Here is an 18,262-nt window from a genome sequence, read left to right on the forward strand (position 1 = left end):
CATGACGTCGTGACTCCGACTCCGAAGCTCGCGACCATGCGGTCAGGCGGGCGCTTCACCTCGACGAGTTGCGACCCTGGCTCGCGCGACGAGAGCGCCCGCATCGGCCGCGATCGCCGCAACGAGCGAGTCGGGCGGGGTGATGGTCACCGCGGCGAAGGCGCGTGCTGCCTCTCCGGCTCGAGCGAGCGCGCTCACCTCCGCGTCGGCGAGCAGCCCGTTCGGCACGAGGTGGCCGTGAATGGCGGCCAGCAACGAAGCGGGGTCGGAACCGGGATCGCCGCGGGGATCGAGCGCGCGGCTGGCGAGGCTCATCGCGTCGCGGAAGAGCCCCAGCGCCTCAGCCGGCTGTCCGGCGGCGAGGAGCGCGGCACCGCCGACCCGCTTTCGCTCGGCCACCGAGACGAGGTCACGGCGCGCGGCCAGTCCCGGATCGGCGGCCCCGGGGCCTGGCGGGGCGCGGTAGAGCACCTCCGCGCCGGCCAGCGGCGAGGCGCTCCCAAGCGGATGAAGCGCCTCCGCAGCGCGAGCAGGCAGCAGGATCGCGCCGTCCGATCCCCCTGAGGGAGCCTCGCCTCGTACGACCCCCACGAGGCGGCCATCGGCGAGACGGACCACCTGCTCGAGCGCGCCCCCCACGCGCTCGCGCAGCGCCGCGACCGGATCGGCCGAGGGCGCCACGGCAGCGCCCCTCCCGGTCGTGGCTGCGAACTCGCCCCAGAGCAGCGTGGCGATCCGGCGCGCCATCGACGAGCGCTCCAGCTCGACCGTCTCATGGTCGTCGCCCACGGCCGCGGCGAACAGGGCCCGCTTCCCGTCGAGGGTGGCCTCAAGGCGCTCCTCGAAGCTCCCCTCCGAGACGAGCAGGACGACGTTCACCGCCTCGCGCTGTCCAAGCCGATGGACGCGCGCGATCCGCTGAGCGAGCACCGCGGGGTTCCATGGCAGGTCGAGGTTCACGACATGGCTCGCGGCCTGGAGGTTCAGCCCAACCCCGCCCGCGTCGGTCGAGAGGAACACCCGACACTCCGGGTCGTCGCGGAACCGATCGATGAGCGCGCCGCGCGCGGCCGAGGGTACGCCTCCATGGAGGCGCACGTGCCCGACCCCGAGCCGCTCGCACAGCTCGGCCGCCATGGCCTGCATCCGCTCCCACTCGGAGAAGACGACGACCTTGCGGCGGTCGCCGAGGCAGATCTCCTCGAGGAGCCGCTCGAGCTCGTCGAGCTTGGGCGCGCCGCGCGTCTTCTTGTCCACGAGCCCGGCCGCGTCGCAGGCCATGCGCATCCGCTGGAAGGCGCGCATGAGCCGCTGCTCCTCGACCGGGCTGAGAGGACGCCGCCTCAGGATCGCGAGCAGCCGCCCCGCACTCTCCTCCGCGTCCGCATGGATCTCCTGTTGCTCGCGCGTCATCGCGACGGTGAGCCGCGAGACCAGCCGGTCCGGGAGATCGGAGAGCACCTCCTCCTTGCGGCGACGCAGGACGACCGGTGCGATCCGGGCCCGGAGCCGGTCGAGGTTGCGGTACCCCGCCGGCCTACCGCTCCCGTCGAGCGTGGTGAACTCCTCGTTGAACCGCCACAGCGGCCCGAAGATGCGCGGGTCCACAACCTGCATGAGGCTGTAGAGGTCGTCGAGCCGGTTCTCGAGCGGCGTTCCGGTGAGGACGAAGGCGAAGCGGCTGCGGAGCCCCTTCACCACCGAGGCGGTCCGCGTCCGCCAGTTCTTGATGCGCTGCGCTTCGTCGAGGATGAGCAGGTCCGGGGCGAGGTCGGAGAGCTCCCGTTCGTCGGCGCGCGCCAGCTCGTAGCTCGTGACGAGGACCGGGCGCGCCTCCGCGTAAATCGCCCGCCGCGCCTCGCGTGCCCCGGCCACCACACCGATGTCGACGGGCTCGAGGGTCGTGAACTGCCGGAGCTCCCGGACCCACTGATGCTTCAGCGAGGTCGGGCAGACGATCAGCGTTCTCCGCACATCACCTCGGCGGACGAGCTGCGCCATGGCCGCGATGGCCTGCGCGGTCTTGCCGAGCCCCATCTCGTCGGCGAGGAGCGCCCGCCCTCGCGAGGCGAGGAAGGCCACGCCCTCGACCTGGTAGGGGTAGAGCTTCATGCGCAGCCCGGGCGGCTCCGCTCCCGCGGCGCGCACCTCGGCGTCGAGCGCGTGCCGGCGCCGCTCCAGGCGCTCGGCCTCGATCGCCCGCCGGCCCGTCCGCGCGACCTCTGGAGGGATCTCGACGCCGGCCTCCATCGCGGCGCGCTCGAGGTCGGGCCAGACCTCGGCGAGCGAGCCGCGCAGCCTGTCGTCCGCGCCGAAGAACCGCGCCGCAAGGCGCCGCTCCACGGGGGCCGCAGCCGCCGCCTGGCTCATCCCGATCGACTCGTCGGGCTCGAAGACGAGGTGGAGATAGCTCGTGGCCCGTCCGTCGGCGAGCGCACGCTTCACGCGCCGTGGGGCGTCGGTGCGGAGGTGGTGCAGCACCGCCTCGACGTGCTTGCAGGTGCCGAGGAGGTTCGTTGCGAAGTCGGGGCAGTCGCAGCCGTTGTGCGCGGCGTCGAGCGCCCGGAGCGTGACGCGGTAGGCTCGGGACGACGGGGAGGCGACCTCGTACTCGCCGAAGAGACCCTGCCGCCCGCCCGGCCTCCTCCGGATCTCGAACAATTCGGAGGCGCCGCGCGAAACGCGGCGCTGCCTCTCCGCTTCACGGGGCGAGGCCGCCGGCTCGTCGTCCTCCCCCTCCGCCGGCCGCGCCTCGCCGAGCAAGAGGAGTCCGAGCGCCGCCGCGTGCGAGCATCGCTTCGTGCCGCAGGTGCACGACGAGAAGAGGCCGTCGTCCATCCAGGCGAGTCGGGCGCGGTGGACCCGCCGGTCGGCGCCGACGACCACGGCGTCCGCCCGCGCGGGCCGCACGTCGGGTCGCGACACGCGCCCTTGCTCGACGGCGGCGCGGCCGTCGGCGAGCGCCTCCTCCAGGAACGCGTCGTAGACGACGTCCGGGGCAAGGCGTTCGATGAGCGCGGGGACGCGCGGCGCAGGGGAGGCGGCGGGCATGGTGCGGATCTCCCGATCTGGGGGAGACCTTGATATCGAGGGGGTCTGACGCAGCAGTGCGCCGGTGGCGCGACCGGAGATATTCTGCCAAGGCTCGACCGCATGCCCGCGTCGCTGGTACATGCGCCTCCCCGGGTACGAGATTGACGGAAAGGCGAGAAGACATCGCGGGCGAACTGGCTCGTCTCGAGGCTCGACTCTCCGCCCTCGACGCGGAGCGAGCGGCCCTTCGCGAGCAGATCACGGCCGCGCGGCGCCAGTTGGCCGCAGTCGAGGCTGTGACGATCTCCGTCCCGAAGCTCCAGAGCTCGACGACGCCGATTCCCACGACGCACGCAGCCAAGGTCGCCCTCTTCGCCTCACTCTTCCGCGGCCGCGAGGACGTCTACCCGCGCTTCTGGACGAACGAAAGGAAGGGCACGAAGGGCTGGGCTCCAGCTTGCTCGAACGAGTGGAAGCGCCCGCTCTGCCAGAAGCCGAAGGTGAAGTGCGGCGAGTGCTCGCATCAGGCGTTCGGCTCGGTCACGCCCCAGGTCATCCAAGACCACCTGCAGGGTCACCACGTCATCGGCGTCTACCCGCTGATGCGCAGCGAGCGCTGTCACCTTCTAGCGATCGACTTCGACGAGGGCTCCTGGGCCGACGACGTCGCGGCGTTTGCCGAGACCTGCCGCGCCGTCGGCCTCCCCGCCGCCGTGGAGCGCTCGCGCTCCGGCAACGGCGCCCACGCCTGGTTCTTCTTCGACGAGGCGATCCCTGCCGCCGTCGCGCGCAGGGTGGGTTGCTACCTGCTCACCGAGACCATGTCCCGGCGACCCGAGCTGAGCATGGACTCGTACGACCGGCTCTTCCCGAACCAGGACACGATGCCGCGCGGCGGGTTCGGCAACTTGATCGCCCTGCCCCTCCAGCGCGCGGCGCGCGAGCACGGCAACACCGTCTTCGTCGATGATGCGCTTCGGCCTCACGCCGACCAGTGGGCGTTCCTCGCCGGCGTGCCGCGCATCCCGGCCGCGACTGCCGAGCTCGTCGCCCGCGAGGCGCAGCGCCAGGGGCGCGTCCTCGGGGTTCGCTTCGCCGCCGTCGATGAAGACGACGCGCCGTGGGCGCGCTCGCCGTCAGGCCGCCTGCCGCGGACCGCCTTACGGGACCCCCTCCCCGAGGCCGTGCGCATCGTGCGGGGACAGCGGCTGTTCATCGAGAAGGCCGGCCTGCCGGGCGGATTCGTGACCGAGCTTCGCCGCCTCGCCGCCTTCCAGAACCCCGAATTCTACAAGAAGCAGGCGATGCACCTCAGCACCAGGGGAACGCCCCGCGTCGTGACGTGCGCCGAGGAGTCCGGCCCGTTCCTGAGTCTTCCACGGGGTTGCGAAGGCGACGCCGTGGCGCTCGTGACCGAGTGCGGCACCAAACCGGCGATGGACGATCAGCGCGCGAGCGGCGAGCCCGTCCAGGTCGAATTCCGGGGCGAGCTCACCGAGGTGCAAGCGCGCGCCGCGGCCGCGGTCCTGCCGCACGACATCGGGATGGTGGTCGCCCCGCCGGGCACCGGGAAGACCGTGCTCGGAGCGGCGCTCGTCGCGAAAACGAGGCCTCAATACGTTGGTCCTCGTGCACCGGAAGCCTCTCCTCGACCAGTGGGTCGCACAGCTTTCGGAGTTCCTCGGCATCCCGCGGAAGGAGATCGGCGTCATCGGAGGCGGCAAGCACAAGGGCACGGGCCGGATCGACGTCGCCATGATCCAGAGCCTCGTTCGGAAGGGACAGGTCGATGACATCGTCGCCGGATACGGTCACGTCATCGTGGACGAGTGCCACCATGTGTCGGCGAGCTCGTTTGCGCGGGTCCTCTCCGAGGTGAAGGCGCGCTTCGTCCTCGGCCTCACCGCGACCCCGCGCCGACGCGACGGGCACGACCCCATCGTCGAGATGCAACTCGGCCCCGTTCGCTTCGCGGTGAGCGCGAAGGCGTCCGCTGCCGCGCGCGGACTCGCCCACGGGCTCGTCATCCGGGAGACCTCCTTCGCGGCTCCCTGGAACCCTGGCGATGCGATCCAGGACCTCTACGCGGCGATGGCGTCCGACGAGGTGAGGAACGCGCTCATCCTCGACGACGTGATCTCCGCGCTCGAGGGGGGCCGTTCGCCCCTGCTCCTCACCGAGCGCCGCGACCATCTCGAGTTCTTCGCCGAGACGCTCCGTGGCGTGGCGCGGAACCTGATCGTCCTGCATGGTGGTCTCTCAGCTCGGGAGCGCAAGGCCGCTGTCGCGTCGCTCGCAGCGATCCCCGCCGACGAGGAGCGCCTGGTGGTAGCCACTGGCCGTTACGTCGGCGAGGGATTCGACGACCCAAGGCTCGACACGCTCGTCCTCGCGCTTCCCGTGGCCTGGCGCGGCACCGTCGTCCAGTACGCCGGTCGGCTCCACCGGAAGCACGCCGGCAAGACCGAGGTGCGGATCCACGACTACCGTGACGAGAACGTGCCCGTTCTGGCGAGAATGCTGGAGAAGCGGATCCGAGCGTACCGCGCGATCGGCTACGAGATCGAGGAGGCGGCGCCGCGGTCGGCGCCCGCCGAGCACGTCATCGAGTACGACGAACCCCCGGAACCTGGGTCGGCAGTGCGCGAATGAGCACGCGGGCCCCTTGGCTGCGCGCCAAGTGGTGAGCGTCGAGCACCGGACCCGAACCAACGATTTCCATCGGTTCCAGCGCGCTTGTCGTGGCCGGGGCCAAGTCCCACACTGCACGCCGGCACGTTCTTCCGGCGCCGTTCAGGCGCGGTCAGGCGCCGAGAAGAAGACGGCCGCGGATCGCTGAACTTCCGTCAGCGAATCCGCGGCCTTCGATGAGTCGGGGAGACAGGATTTGAACCTGCGACCCCTTGGTCCCGAACAATCTACGCGCTCCCATCCTAAACTCGGCAGAACGCTCGCGAATTCGTCTAACATGCCGTCCATACGTCGTTTATCGCGACGTCTCTCCTTGTCTCACGACGTCGCGCATGATACCGAAAGATCGCACCCCAGGCGCACCCCGCACCCCGAACGCACCCCGGGGATCGGGACCAACGGGTCGAGGACGGGAGGGAGCGATGAAGGCCGAGAACTTCACGACGGAGTGGCTCGCGAACCAGAAGCCCGCGCGCCGGACCGAGATCGCGGACCGCGGCGAGGGCTCCCGCCGGGTCAACGATCGGTCCGGCCTCGTGGTCCGCATCGGGCCCGGCGGCGCGTCCAAGGTGTTCTTCCGCTGGGAGGACGCGCGCGATCCCGCGACCGGGAAGGTCCGCCGGCGCCGCGTGCGGATCGGCGCATGGCCGACCGTCTCGCTCGCCGACGCGCGCAAGGCGGCCCTCCAAGCGCGCACGCTGGACCGCGCCGAGAACTCGCCGAGCGCAGATCTCACCGTGAAGCAGATCGCCGAGGCGTACCGCCGCGACGCCCTCTCGCACCGCAAGCACCGGTCGGCAGCGTGGTCCTGGGGCATCATCGAGACGCACGTCCTCCCCGCGAAGCCCAACGCTCGGCGCGCGCCGTTCGGCGAGTGGAGCGCGCGCAGCGTCCGCGCCCCGGACATCGGGGCCGTGGTCCGCGCGGCCTTGGTGAGACGCATGATGGAGCTCTCGTCCGAAGGGATGCCCGGCAAGACGATAGTGCGCGCGGTCGGCGGCCCGGCCGTGGCGCGCGCGGTGCTCGGCGAGATCAAGGCGATATTCGTGCACGCCTGCGCGACGGGGACTCTCGAGGCGACCCCTGCCGCGGTCTTACACGCGCGGGCGTTCGGACTACGCAAGTCGGAACGGGCCCGGTTCCTCAATGCCGAGGAGATCGGCGCCCTCTTCGCCGCCTTGGACGTGACCGCGCTCCTCGATGGGACGGCGAAGGACCGAAAGCTCTCCAAGACAGTGCGGCTCGGGATCGCGTTCCAGCTCTACGTCCCGACGCGGACGCACAGCATCATCGGCGCACGCTGGGACGAGATCGACGAGAAGGCGAAGCGTTGGACCGTCCCCGTCCATCGGCTGAAGCTCCGTAAGGAGGACGCAGCCGAGGCACGGCCGTTCGTGGTTCCCCTCCCCGGCACCGCGCTCGCCATCCTCGAGCGGCTCCGCACCGAGGCCGGCAAGAGCCCTTGGGTTCTCGCGAGCCCCAAGGACCCCGAGAAGCACATCGGAGAGAAGGTGCTCGTCCGCGCCCTCTCCCGCTTGCAGGACGGAAAGCGCCTTGCGCTGCGCGAAGGGCTCACGGTCCACGATCTGCGGCGCACATGGCGCAGCCTCGCCATGGACCTCGGCATCGACCACGCCGTCGCGCGGCTCTCCCTCGGGCACGCGGGGCTCGAGGGCGTCGAGGGCGTCTACGGTCGCTCCCAGATGGTCGAGCAGCGCGCCCAAGCCGCCGAGCTCGTCGCCGCGGCCCTCGATCGGATCCGGCTTGGCGAAGCGGCGCAGGTCGTTCCGCTGCGCGAACGATAGACGTAGAGGGGCGGCGCACCTGACAACCGGCCGCGGCTCGAATTGAGCACGCGGCGCCCTCCTCACAGTCTATGAAGCGTGTTGCATGCCGCCGCTGGCCTCGTCGCGAATCTGACTGTGACATCGGAAGGCGCCGCTCGACGTGAAGGCGGACTTCGCCTCGTTTCTGCCGGACGGACTTTTCGCTACGCACTCGCCGATCTCCTCGATGCTGTGCGTCTTGCGGAAGGGACGCGCGTGGAGCGTGAGGAATCCCTTGATCGCCTTCTCCGCCGCCTGCTGGCAGTGGAACACCGCGGCGTCGCGGAGCGGGGGCTCGGCACCTCTCGCAACCTCAGCGGCGCGAACATCCTCCGAGGCCTTGCGTAGCCAGGAGCGGGTCTCGACCAAGACGGCCGGATCACTCGCCAAGGAGGACCCGCCCTTCACGAACGACCGTTGCCGGCAAGGACGTGACAACGCCGAGTCGCTCCTCGAACGCCCGGCGTGTCCAGACCAGCACGTCGGCGGCGACGCCAGTGCCGCGGAGGACCTCGTACGCCAGGCGGGCGCGCCGGCGCTCGGGCGGCGCGTCGTCCGGCACGACGAGCAGGATGTCGTAGTCGCTGTCCGGCCCGGTCTCGCCACGCGCTCGCGAGCCGAAGAGGTATACGCGCTCCGCTGGTAGGCGGGAACAAGCCGACGGAGCAGACTCCGCGGCGTTTCAGATCGACGGCAGGCACGACGAGGTCATCGAGGTGATCGACCGCTGGTTCGGCCCGAACCCTTGTATTTCAACGTCCGAGGAGATGACGGAGCGGTCTACCTCCTGCGGTCCGACGACCTGGCGAACCGTTGGGAGCTGAAGGCGTTCGAGCGTGACGCACGGTGATCCCGGAACCGCCGGGTGCTTCACAGAGCGCTACAACAGGACGCACGCTTCATCGAACTCAGGTCGAGGGTTCCTAGGACGCAGCTTCGTGGGGTCTCCGTAACCCATGTTGCAGAGGAAGTTCGACCGCACCTGCCCCTCGGGGAAGAACTCCTCGTCGCACCCCTCGTGGTCCTTCCCTGTCCCGAAGAACGCCGCGTCGAGCTTCGCGTGGTCGAACCCCGACATCGGTCCGCAGTCGAGCCCCGCCGCGCGTGCCGCCAGGATGAGGTACCCGCCCTGTAAAGACGAATTGCGGATGGCGGTCGCCTCGACCAGCTGCGGGTTCTTCGCGAACAGCTCGCGCATTGCGGGAGCTTGTGGAAACAGCTTCGGCAACTTCTCGTAGAAGATCAGGTCGTAGGCGATGATGACCGTCACGGGCGCCTGCATCGTCTTCTCGACGTTCCCCGGGGCGAGCGCGGGACGCAGCCGCTCCTTCGCCTCGCGGGACCGGACGAACACGAATCGGCCGGGGTTCCCGTTGGCGCTGGTCGGGCCCCACTTCATCAGCTCGTAAACCTGGCGAAGGACGTCGTCCGCCACGGGCCGGTCGAGCCAGGCGGAGTGGGTTCGCGCGTTGCGGAAGAGCTGATCCAGGCAGGAGTCGGAGATGAGCGGCATGGGAACACTCCGTCGTGATCGAACGCTTGCTCCTCAGTGGACGCTCGACCGCATCCGACGTGGCGTCTCGCGTGAGTCGCCGAACCACTCTGTGTACGGTGAGCACGGCGCGCGCGGCACGCGAAGTGTGCGGAGCTTCCGGAGGCGGAACCCGCCGGTGCGGTCTCGCGTGAGACCCGACCCGCCCAACACACGTGCGCCCGCATTGCCGGCACACGCTCGCTCGGCTTCTGGCGATCCCCTCCGCTTCCGGGTTGATTCCGGGGCGGCCGCGCGCATCGTTGGGGCGTGATTGCCTCCCCCGATCTCGCGCACGTTCACGCGCTCCGCGACACGGTTCGGCCTCTCTCGATCCCGGTGGGACTGGTGGATCTCGCCGGAGACCTCGCGCTGCCGCCGGGTGCCAGGGGGATCGTGGTGTTCGTTCACGGGAGCGGGTCGTCGCGACACAGCCCGCGCAACCAGTTCGTCGCGCACGAGCTCCACCAGGCTGGACTCGCGACGCTCCTGTTCGACCTGCTCACCCCTGCCGAGGAGGAACATGATCGCTTCACGGGAGAGCTCCGTTTCAACATCGGCTTCCTGGCCGACCGCCTGGGCGACGTGACGGAGCAGGTGCGCCGCCATCCGGAGACGCGCCATCTTCCCATCGGGTACTTCGGCGCGAGCACCGGGGCCGCAGCGACGCTCGTCGCCGGGGCGGAACGGCCCGCGGAGGTGGCCGCGATCGTATCCCGCGGAGGCCGGCCCGATCTCGCCGGCGGCGCGCTCGAGAAGGTCGTCGCCCCCACGCTTCTCATCGTCGGCGGGGAGGATCATCGCGTCCTCGATCTCAACGAGCAGGCGTTCTTGCGGCTGCGATGCACGAAGCGGCTCGAGATCGTCCCGGGGCGACACATCTGTTCGAGGAGCCGGGGACGCTCGGTGCAGTGGCGCGCCTGGCGTCCGCGTGGTTCCGGCACTTCCTCGCCGGGTCGATCACGCCTGACATCTATCCCGGCACGCCGCCTCCGCATTCTCCGCAGGCGTAAGTGCCACGATGCCTGACGGAAGAACGATGGCCCCCGAGCCGCAAGCATCGTTCGTGTTCGACCTCGACGGCACGCTCGTCGATAGCGTCTATCAGCACGTCCTCGCCTGGCGCGAGGCGCTCGACGCCGAGGGCATCGAGTTGTCGGTTTGGCGGATCCATCGCCGCGTCGGAATGAGCGGGGGCCTCTTCGCAAACAGACTCCTGCGCGAGACGGGCACGGTGCTGTCGCCGGAGCGCGTCGAGGTGCTGCAGCGATTGCACGCCGAGGCGTTCCGGAGGCGTATCGCGGAGGTGCGGCCCTTGCCGGGCGCGCGCGCGCTGCTCGCAGCGCTCACGGACGCCGGGATCCCATGGGCGATCGCGACGAGCGGACGGATGGAGTCGGCCGAGCCGGTGCTCGCGACGCTCGAGATCGATCTGCAACGGGTGCCCGTCATCACGCGGGATCAGGTCAGGCACGCGAAGCCCGACCCCGACCTCTTCCTGGCGGCTGCTCGGCGGTTGGGAGTGGCGATCGAGTCGGCGTCGGTCGTGGGCGACTCGGTGTGGGACATGCTCGCCGCCCGGCGAGCGCGCGCGCTCGGGATCGGTCTGCTGTCCGGCGGGTACGGTCAGGAAGAGCTGGAGCGTGCCGGCGCGTACCGCGTCTTCGGGGATCCGGCGGATCTGCTCGAGCACCTCGACGAGGTGGGTGTCCGCCGGTGAGCGTGGCCCGATAACGCGCACGTCGAAGAGCCTCGAGCCTGACTTCTTCGCGGTGGCGCCCCTACAATTCGGCATGGAGCGCGATCGAGAGCGGTTCCTGCGGAAGCTCGACGGCCGGCTATCTCGCGTGTCGAGCTGGCTCGCCGCCCGTGAGCGGGGTGGCGAGCAGATGGGCGACCGCGATCTGCGCCTGCGCATCGAGACGCTCCGGCGCGAGATCTCACGGGCTCGGCAGGCCCTCGCAGATGCGGCGCACGAGGGCATGGCCCGCGCCCGGGCCGCGGTCGACGACCTGGCGCGCGACTACCACGACCACGATGTCGCCGCGCCGCGTGCTGCCCCCCGGCGAGAAGAGCTGGCGGCGCTGCGGCGTCACCTTCAGCGCACGGCCATGCTCGTCCATCATCTTGCCAACCTGGATGACCCATACTGGGGTCGTGCGCGCCAGGAGTACGAACGCTCCTGGACCGAGGTGAAGCGTGCGTTCGAGGAGGGGCGCGTGCGCCCGCGCGCCTGAGGAGAGACGAATGAGCTTGGTTCGTGAGCTCCCGCCGCCGGAGTGGCGCGGCTACCTGGACGAGCTGACTCGCCGCGCGAGCGACCGGACGATGAATGTCGTTCTGAGGTTCGACGGCGAGCAGATGCACGATGCGCCCGTCGGAGAGAAGCTTCGGCTGGCCGCCATAGAGCTCGAGTCGAAGGGCTCCGACGCTGGGGCGATCGCGATGTTGCTGCACGGTGTCGCCGGCGACTTCGGCCACCGCATCAGGTTCCCGGTCAGGCTCGTGACGCACATGCGCGACGACGGCGAGCTCGAGTGGCTCGAGATCCATGACAAGGAGGGAAGGACGCTCCACCTCTACGCCGAGGCGCACCCTGCGTTCCTGGAGCTGTCCGAGGCGAAGCCCTGGTGGAGGAGGCCGCTCCCGCCGCTCCCGTGATCCATCTCCGGCGATTCCCACGGGCTGCCGCGCTTCGATGAATGCGGGCCGCCGTCTCCCGCCCGCCTCACAGCTGTAGCAGTCGGTTCTCGGCGCCGTGCCCGTCGAACGTCCGCCCAGCGGCTCGGGTCGCCCGGGCCAGATGGTGTCGGCGCATCCCGCGGCTCACTTGGTCTTCAAGTACTCGTGCACGAACTGCACGGCCATCGCCCCTTCGCCGACGGCGGAAGCGAAACGCTTGACGGATCCGGCCCGCACGTCACCGGCGGCGAAGACGCCGTGGCGGCTGGTCTCGAGCAGGAACGGTTCCCGCCCGGCGGTCCAGCCAGCGGACCTCGCGATCGCGGGCCCCGTGCGCACGAATCGATGGTCGTCGCGTTCGATCTCCGGCGGCAGCCAGTCCGTCCGCGGCACCGCTCCGATGAAGCTGAAGAACGACATGGTGTTCAGGGTCCGCATCTCGCCGGTCCTGCCATCGACGATCGTGACCGCGCTGAGGTGGCGGTCACCGTTCAGCCGCACGACGGTCGTGTGGGTGAGCACCTCGAAGTTGGGGGTCCGCTCGATCCGACGCGCGAGATAGGCGGACATGTTCTCGTAGATGCTGTCGCCGCGGATCAGGAGGAACACCTTGCGCGCACGGCCGGCGAGGAAGACGGCGGCCTGGCCGGCGGCGTTCCCGCCGCCCACGATGACCACGTCCCCCCCCTCGCAGACCTGCGCCTCGTTGATCGTGGCCGCGTAGTACACGCCGCTGCCTTCGAAGGGCTCGCATCCCTCCGCGATCAGCCGGCGGTAGTCGGCGCCCGTCGCGATCAGCACGCACTTGGCCGCGGTGGTCTCGCCGCTCTCCAGCCGCAGCAGCGAGTACCCGTTCTCGAACGTCAGGCCCGTGACCGGTGACGCGACGGAGAGCGACGCGCCGAACTTCGTTGCCTGCAGGACGGCGCGCTCGGCCAGCTCGCGGCCGCTCACCGCGGTGGGAAAGCCGAGGTAGTTCTCGATCCGCATCGTGCCGCTCGCCTGTCCCCCCGGCGCGGTCCGCTCCAGCACGAGCGTGCTCAGTCCCTCGGACGCACCGTAGACCGCCGCCGCGAGCCCCGCCGGCCCGCACCCGACCACGGCCAGGTCATACACGGTTCGCCCGAGCGGGCGCCGGATGCCGAGAGCCTCCGCAAGCTCGCGGTTCGACGGATTGCGCAGGAGCAGCTCGCGCCAGGCGACCACCGGTGTCTCCGAGTGGCTCACCCCAAAGCGCCCGAGCAGGGTGTCCACGTCCTGCTCGGTCTCGAGGTCCAGCCACCTGAAGGGCACGAGGTTCCTCGTCAGGAAGTCGCGGATCCGCAAGGTGTCCCTGGAGTAGCGGGAGCCGATCACGCGCACGCCGGTGAAGTCACCCGACTCGCGCAGGAGCTGTCGGCGGGCGATGAACGCCTGGAGGATGCGGTCACCGAGGTCCGGGCAGCCGTTCAGCAGCTCCTGCAGTCCCGCCGGCGAGATGGCGTACACCTGGCTGTCCACGCGCGCGACGGCGGTGACGATAGAGCGGCTGCCGGTGAGGTGCGCGACATCCCCCGTGAACTGTCCGGGGCCGTGAACCACCAACGTCTTGGGCGTGTCGCCGGAAGGATCGATGACCTCGACCTCACCCGACTCGATCACGAAGAACTTGAAGTCGCGATCGCCGACCTGGAACAGGGCCTGTCCGGCAGGGTACCGCTCGAGCGAAGCCCCGGAGCAGCGCCCAACCTGGGCGACCTGCCCCGCGTCCAGCGTGGGGAAGGCGAGCTCGCGCAGATGGGGATCGGCCATTTCTGGAGGCCTCTTAGAGCATCTCGAGCGGTCGTTTCTCGGCAGGTGGCGGGAACGCGCGGTCGAGCTCGGCCAGATCCTCGTCGCCCAGCCGGAGGTCGAGCGCGGCGCGGTTCTCTTCGACGTGCGCCGGCGTCCCGGCCTTCGGAATCGCGCTCACATCATCGAGCCGGAGTACCCACGCAAGCGCCACCTGCACCGGAGTCGCGCCGTGCCGGTCGGCGATCTTGCGCAGCCCGTCGCTCTCGAGGAGCCGTCCCTGCTCGATCGGCGAGTAGGCCATGACGGGGATACGGTGCGCGTGGCACCAGGGCAACAGGTCGAACTCGATCCCGCGGCGTCCGAGGTTGTAGAGCACCTGGTCCGTCTGGGCGTGCGGTCCCTCGGGCGGGACCTCGAAGAGCTCCTCCATGTCCGCCACGTCGAAGTTGCTGACGCCCCAGTACAGGATCTTCTCGGCCTCCACGAGCTCGTGGAAGGCCTCGACCGTCTCCTCGAGGCGCGTGAAGCCGCGCCAGTGCAGGAGGTACAGATCGATGCGGTCCGTGCCGAGGCGTCGCAGGCTGCGCTCGCATGCGGCGATCGTCTTGGTGTGCGAGGCGTTGGTCGGAAGCACCTTGCTCACGAGGAAGACCTCGTCGCGCCGACCGGCGATGGCGTCGCCGACGAGCTCCTCGGCGGCCCCGTCGCCGTACATCTCCGCGGTGTCGATGAGCGTGAGGCCGAGGTCGAGACCGCGCTCGAGGGCGGCCAGCTCCGTCTGCCGTCGCCCGGGATCCTCGCCCATGTGCCAGGTGCCGAGCCCCAGGGCGGGAATGCGCTCGCCGAAGGGGAGCGCGATGGTGCGGATGGCCGACGAGGACATGTTGGGCCCGACCAGATCATCAGGCCGCCTGCTCCGCGGCGCAACGCGCCCGGCCAGGCTGCGCGGACACGGCGCGAGCCGTCGAGGCGTCGCTGGGCGAGCGCGTCGCGTGGATCGGGGTCAAGTGAAGGACCGGCCGCGCGCCCAGGGGTCCTCCCGCAGCGCCGACAGGCGGCGGCGGAGATTACGGAGGGTGTGCTGGTCGCTTCGCAGCGTTCGCCTCAGCTCCTCCCAGCGCAGCAGGTCGACGGCGAAATACGCCGGGCTCGCCAGGACGAGCGCGGCCCAGCGGCTCCGGAGTTCGTGAGAAGTCGCGCTTCCGGCTGTACTCCTCGAGGCCCATCTGCGCGGGTCCTTCCCTCCGGCAGCGGGTCTTCACCGCGCCGCCGGGCGCGAGAGGACCACGAGCGAGCGCGCCGCGACCTCGACCACCCGCTGCGCCGCGACCCTCGGCCGCTTCGCGTCGATCGCGCCGGCGGTGTCGACGAGGATCTCCCATTCCGCTCCCCACGACACGTCCGGCAGCGTGTACGCGACCAGCTCGTGATGCGCGTTCAGGAGGACGAGGAGCGTGTCGCCCACGATCCGGATCCCGCGCTCGTCGGGCGTGTCGATGGCATCGCCGCCCAGCAGGAACGCGAGCGAACGGACGAACACCTGCCAGTCGGCCTCCCTCATCTCGCGGCCGTCGGGCCGGAACCACGCGAGATCCTTGAGCGACGAATCCCAGAGCCGCGCGCCGCGGAAGAAGCGCCGGCGCTGGAGCACCGGCTCGCGCAGCCGCAGGCGGATCATGTGGGCGGTGAAGTCGAGGAGCGTCTGCCGGCGACCGTCGAGGTCCCAGTCGAGCCACGAGATCTCGTTGTCCTGACAGTACGCGTTGTTGTTCCCGCGCTGGGTCTTGCCCATCTCGTCCCCCGCGCAGAGCATCGGGACGCCTTGCGAGACGAAGAGTGCCGCGATGAGGTTCCGCTGCTGACGATCGCGGAGCTCCTTCACGAGCGGATCGTCGGTCTCGCCCTCGGCGCCGCAGTTCCAGGAGGCATTGTCGTCGGAGCCGTCGCGGTTGCCTTCGAGGTTCGCCTCGTTGTGCTTGCGCTCGTACGAGACGAGGTCGCGCAGCGTGAAGCCGTCGTGCGCCGTGACGAAGTTGACGCTGGCGAAGATCTTGCGGCCCGCGGCCTCGTACAGGTCGGCCGACCCCGTCAGCCGGTACCCGAGCTCCGGCGCCTGGCCCTGCTCGCCCTTCCAGAAGCGGCGCACCACGTCGCGGTACCGGCCGTTCCACTCCGACCAGCGCACGGGGAACCTGCCGACCGCGTAGCCCCCGGGTCCGAGGTCCCAGGGTTCGGCGATGAGCTTCATCTTCGCGAGCGTCGGGTCCTGGTGCACGGCCTGCAGGAATCCAGACCGCGGATCGAAGTGCTCGGGATCGCGGCACAGCGTGGTCGCCAGGTCGAAGCGGAACCCGTCGACGTGCAACTGCTCCGCCCAGTAGCGGAGCGAGTCCATGACGAGCTTCAGCGTCTGCGGATTCGTCGTGTCGAGGCTGTTTCCGCAACCGGTGAAGTCGACGTAGTAGCGCCGATCCGCCGCCGACAGGCGGTAGTAGTCGTCGTTCGCGAGGCCCTTCAGCGAGAGCGTCGGGCCGAGGTGATTGCCTTCGCAGGTGTGGTTGTAGACGACGTCCACGATGACCTCGATGCCGGCGCGGTGCAGCGCCTTCACCATCTCCTTGAAGTCGGTCACCTGCCCGCCGCGCGAGCCGAGGCTCGAGTAGCGCTGCTCGGGCGCGAAGTAGCATAGGGTGTTGTAGCCCCAGTAGTTCTTCAGCCCCTTCTCGACGAGGTGGGCGTCGTCCACGAACTCGTGGACGGGGAGCAGCTCGACGGCGGTGATCCCGAGCCGCCGAAGGTGCGCGATGGCCTCCGGAGACGCGAGACCCGCGTAGGTGCCGCGCAGCTCCGGTGGCACGCCCGGATGACGCATCGTGAATCCGCGCACGTGCACCTCGTAGATCACCGATCGGTGCCACGGCGTGAGCGGGCGCGTGTCCCCGCCCCAGTCGAAGAGGTCCGCGACCACCACGGCCTTCGGCACTCCCCAGGCGTCGTCCTGGACGTCCGCGCCGAGGTCCCCGCCGGGATCGCCCACCGGGTAGGAGTGGACCGGCGCCCTCCAGTCGACCTCCCCCGTCAACGCCCGCGCGTACGGGTCCACCAGGAGCTTCGAGCCGTTGAAGCGCAGGCCGCGGGTAGGCTCGTAGGGCCCGTGGGCGCGGAAGCCGTAGAGCGTTCCGGTCTGCAGGCCCGGAGAATAGGCGTGCCAGACGTGAGCGGTCTTCTCGCGCAGCTCGAATCGGCGGGTCTCGCGCGCAGGAGCGTCCGGGTCGAAGACACACACCTCGACGCGCGTCGCCTGCGGGCTGTACACCGCGAAGTTGACGCCGTGCCCGTCGAACGTGGCTCCCAGCGGCTCGGGTCGGCCCGGCCATGTCGCCCGTGCGTGCATCCGTGCCCCCCTCAGGGCGCGCCGCCCGGCGCCGCTCCAGGTCGCACCTCGGCGAGCGGCAAGCCGGCGCCGGACGGCTCGCGCCGGCCGGTCACTTGGCGCGAGCGCGCCATGTCCATCCGCCAGCACTCCTCGAACTCTGCCGCGAACGGGCGGTCGTCGACGACGAGGCAGCCCTCCTCGAGCCAGTTCATCGAGAGGAAGTCGAGGTTCATGGAGCCGATGACCACGAGCCGGTCGTCGATCAGCATCGTCTTGGCGTGCATCATCGACGGCTGATACTCGTGGACCTTCACGCGACTCCGGTCGAGGCAGGGATAGAGACGCCGCTGGACGAACGTGACGCCGGGGTGGTCCTGGTAGGGGCCGGGCAGCAGCAGCCGCACCTCGATCCCGCGCTCGGGGCGCGCGCACAGGGCGGCGAGCACCTCCGGCGGCGGGACGAAGTAGGCGTTCGCGATCCATGCCCGCCGCCGGGCCGCCGCCACCGCGACGTGCGTCACCCAGCGGGCGTGGGACAGCCCCTTGACGTCCATGCTGGTCACGTACGCGGCTCGGGCGTCCCCTGCAGGCCGGGCCCGCTCGAACTCGCCCGCGGGCAGGATGGTGCCTCCCGTCTCGAGCCAGTGGCTGGCGAACGCCACCTGCATCTGCCGCACGACCGGCCCCTCGACCCGGGCGTTCGAGTCTCGCCACTCGCGCGGAGACAGGCCGTTGCCCAGCCACTCGGGCGCTATGCCGAACCCCCCCGTGAAACCCACGCGTCCGTCGACGACGACCAGCTTGCGGTGATTTCGCCCGGTGAAGGCGAGCGGACGCTCGTGCAGCGGGCGGAAGTAGTGCGCCTCGCACCCCGCCGCGAGCAACCGCGGGCGGAGCTGTCGGTCGAAGCCGGGGCTCCCGACGGGATCGACGAGGATCCGCACCGCGATCCCCTCGCGCGCCCGGCGGCAGAGAAGGTTCACCATCCGCTCCCCGGGCTGCCCCGGCTTCCAGATGTAGACGTCGACGTGGACGCTGTGGCGCGCCGCGCGGATCGTCTCCTCGATCGCGTCGAACACCTGGCCGTTGTCCCTGCGCTCGACGTGGTTTCCGGCGAGCATTGGGGTCGCCGTCGTCTCGAGGAGCGCGAGGGCGACCGAGTCGACGCCCTCGCCGAGCCCGGCGGAGAGTGAAGCCCAAGGCCCGTACCGGGTCCGAAGATCCCACCAGCGCCGCGCCAGAACCCCGAGCGTCGCTCCCGTGGCGACCCCTGCCGCTAGCGCAGCCCTCATCGCGCTGCAAAGCTGCGCATCGCGCGAGGGCCGGGCACCGCTGGATGGCTGAGGCTTA

At 70.3% G+C, this 18,262-nt stretch carries 13 protein-coding genes and 2 pseudogenes; 7 read left to right on the plus strand and 8 right to left on the minus strand.

Annotated elements, in window-relative coordinates:
* Positions 1–42: 42 nt before the first annotated feature.
* Positions 43–3,174, minus strand: a complete 3,132-nt coding sequence (locus ANAE109_RS16930) for a DEAD/DEAH box helicase (protein WP_083776941.1) — start codon at positions 3,172–3,174, stop codon at positions 43–45.
* Between the two features lie 1,488 nt (positions 3,175–4,662).
* On the opposite strand from ANAE109_RS16930, the pseudogene ANAE109_RS26175 reads away from it, so the two are divergent.
* The 3 genes and pseudogenes from ANAE109_RS26175 to ANAE109_RS16940 form a co-directional block, all read left to right on the plus strand.
* Positions 4,663–4,893: pseudogene (locus ANAE109_RS26175) on the plus strand (DEAD/DEAH box helicase); the annotation flags it as partial.
* Positions 4,894–5,007: 114 nt separating this feature from the next.
* The gene (locus tag ANAE109_RS25585) at positions 5,008–5,685 is read left to right on the plus strand and encodes a DEAD/DEAH box helicase (RefSeq protein ID WP_234945169.1); all 678 of its coding nucleotides are present in this window, start codon (positions 5,008–5,010) and stop codon (positions 5,683–5,685) included.
* A 461-nt stretch (positions 5,686–6,146) separates the two neighbouring features.
* Positions 6,147–7,529: an integrase arm-type DNA-binding domain-containing protein gene (locus ANAE109_RS16940; protein ID WP_012098111.1), complete on the plus strand. Its 1,383-nt coding sequence runs from the start codon at positions 6,147–6,149 to the stop codon at positions 7,527–7,529.
* Between the two features lie 69 nt (positions 7,530–7,598).
* Here ANAE109_RS16940 and ANAE109_RS16945 read toward each other — a convergent pair whose 3' ends face one another.
* From ANAE109_RS16945 to ANAE109_RS16955, 3 genes and pseudogenes are all read right to left on the minus strand, one after another.
* Entirely contained in the window at positions 7,599–7,919 is a 321-nt protein-coding gene (locus ANAE109_RS16945) for a HEPN domain-containing protein (RefSeq protein ID WP_158305907.1), read from the minus strand.
* Positions 7,920–7,929: 10 nt separating this feature from the next.
* A pseudogene (locus ANAE109_RS26180) lies at positions 7,930–8,196 on the minus strand (nucleotidyltransferase domain-containing protein); the annotation flags it as partial.
* A gap of 234 nt (positions 8,197–8,430) precedes the next feature.
* A complete protein-coding gene (locus ANAE109_RS16955; RefSeq protein WP_012098112.1) occupies positions 8,431–9,063 on the minus strand; it encodes a malonic semialdehyde reductase in 633 nt (210 codons plus the stop codon).
* Positions 9,064–9,351: 288 nt separating this feature from the next.
* Here ANAE109_RS16955 and ANAE109_RS16960 point away from each other — a divergent pair, with 288 nt between their 5' ends.
* Genes ANAE109_RS16960 through ANAE109_RS16975 form a run of 4 tightly spaced genes read left to right on the plus strand, consistent with a single transcriptional unit; the run spans position 9,352 to position 11,742 of the window.
* The gene (locus ANAE109_RS16960; RefSeq protein ID WP_234945170.1) at positions 9,352–10,110 is read left to right on the plus strand and encodes a dienelactone hydrolase family protein; all 759 of its coding nucleotides are present in this window, start codon (positions 9,352–9,354) and stop codon (positions 10,108–10,110) included.
* Positions 10,111–10,120: 10 nt separating this feature from the next.
* Positions 10,121–10,801 carry an HAD family hydrolase gene (locus tag ANAE109_RS16965; RefSeq protein WP_041448454.1) on the plus strand — a complete coding sequence of 227 codons (681 nt, stop codon included), beginning with the start codon at positions 10,121–10,123 and terminating at the stop codon, positions 10,799–10,801.
* A complete protein-coding gene (locus tag ANAE109_RS16970) occupies positions 10,788–11,318 on the plus strand; it encodes a hypothetical protein (RefSeq protein ID WP_012098115.1) in 531 nt (176 codons plus the stop codon). The genes ANAE109_RS16965 and ANAE109_RS16970 overlap by 14 nt, the downstream gene beginning before the upstream one ends.
* A gap of 10 nt (positions 11,319–11,328) precedes the next feature.
* Positions 11,329–11,742 (plus strand): DUF5335 family protein, encoded by a 414-nt coding sequence (locus ANAE109_RS16975; RefSeq protein WP_012098116.1) that lies wholly within the window; start codon positions 11,329–11,331, stop codon positions 11,740–11,742.
* Between the two features lie 165 nt (positions 11,743–11,907).
* On the opposite strand, the gene ANAE109_RS16980 is transcribed toward ANAE109_RS16975, so the two are convergent.
* The 4 genes from ANAE109_RS16980 to ANAE109_RS16995 form a co-directional block, all read right to left on the minus strand.
* Positions 11,908–13,554: a cyclic nucleotide-binding domain-containing thioredoxin-disulfide reductase gene (locus ANAE109_RS16980; RefSeq protein ID WP_012098117.1), complete on the minus strand. Its 1,647-nt coding sequence runs from the start codon at positions 13,552–13,554 to the stop codon at positions 11,908–11,910.
* Between the two features lie 13 nt (positions 13,555–13,567).
* Positions 13,568–14,419: an aldo/keto reductase gene (locus tag ANAE109_RS16985; RefSeq protein ID WP_012098118.1), complete on the minus strand. Its 852-nt coding sequence runs from the start codon at positions 14,417–14,419 to the stop codon at positions 13,568–13,570.
* A 375-nt stretch (positions 14,420–14,794) separates the two neighbouring features.
* Positions 14,795–16,930 carry a glycogen debranching protein GlgX gene (gene glgX, locus ANAE109_RS16990; RefSeq protein WP_012098119.1) on the minus strand — a complete coding sequence of 712 codons (2,136 nt, stop codon included), beginning with the start codon at positions 16,928–16,930 and terminating at the stop codon, positions 14,795–14,797.
* Positions 16,931–16,941: 11 nt separating this feature from the next.
* Positions 16,942–18,204: a phosphatidylserine/phosphatidylglycerophosphate/cardiolipin synthase family protein gene (locus ANAE109_RS16995; RefSeq protein WP_143828008.1), complete on the minus strand. Its 1,263-nt coding sequence runs from the start codon at positions 18,202–18,204 to the stop codon at positions 16,942–16,944.
* Positions 18,205–18,262: the final 58 nt, after the last annotated feature.

The organism is Anaeromyxobacter sp. Fw109-5, assembly GCF_000017505.1.
Classification (GTDB): Bacteria; Myxococcota; Myxococcia; order Myxococcales; family Anaeromyxobacteraceae; genus Anaeromyxobacter.

Coding starts and splice junctions, on each gene's coding strand:
- ANAE109_RS16930 (WP_083776941.1), bottom strand. CDS start 3,174: ATGTACCAGCGACGCGGGCATGCGGTCGAGCCTTGGCAGAATATCTCC.
- ANAE109_RS16965 (WP_041448454.1), top strand. CDS start 10,121: ATGGCCCCCGAGCCGCAAGCATCGTTCGTGTTCGACCTCGACGGCACG.
- ANAE109_RS16940 (WP_012098111.1), top strand. CDS start 6,147: ATGAAGGCCGAGAACTTCACGACGGAGTGGCTCGCGAACCAGAAGCCC.
- ANAE109_RS16995 (WP_143828008.1), bottom strand. CDS start 18,204: ATGAGGGCTGCGCTAGCGGCAGGGGTCGCCACGGGAGCGACGCTCGGG.
- glgX (WP_012098119.1), bottom strand. CDS start 16,930: ATGCACGCACGGGCGACATGGCCGGGCCGACCCGAGCCGCTGGGAGCC.
- ANAE109_RS16975 (WP_012098116.1), top strand. CDS start 11,329: ATGAGCTTGGTTCGTGAGCTCCCGCCGCCGGAGTGGCGCGGCTACCTG.
- ANAE109_RS16980 (WP_012098117.1), bottom strand. CDS start 13,554: ATGGCCGATCCCCATCTGCGCGAGCTCGCCTTCCCCACGCTGGACGCG.
- ANAE109_RS16985 (WP_012098118.1), bottom strand. CDS start 14,419: ATGTCCTCGTCGGCCATCCGCACCATCGCGCTCCCCTTCGGCGAGCGC.
- ANAE109_RS16955 (WP_012098112.1), bottom strand. CDS start 9,063: ATGCCGCTCATCTCCGACTCCTGCCTGGATCAGCTCTTCCGCAACGCG.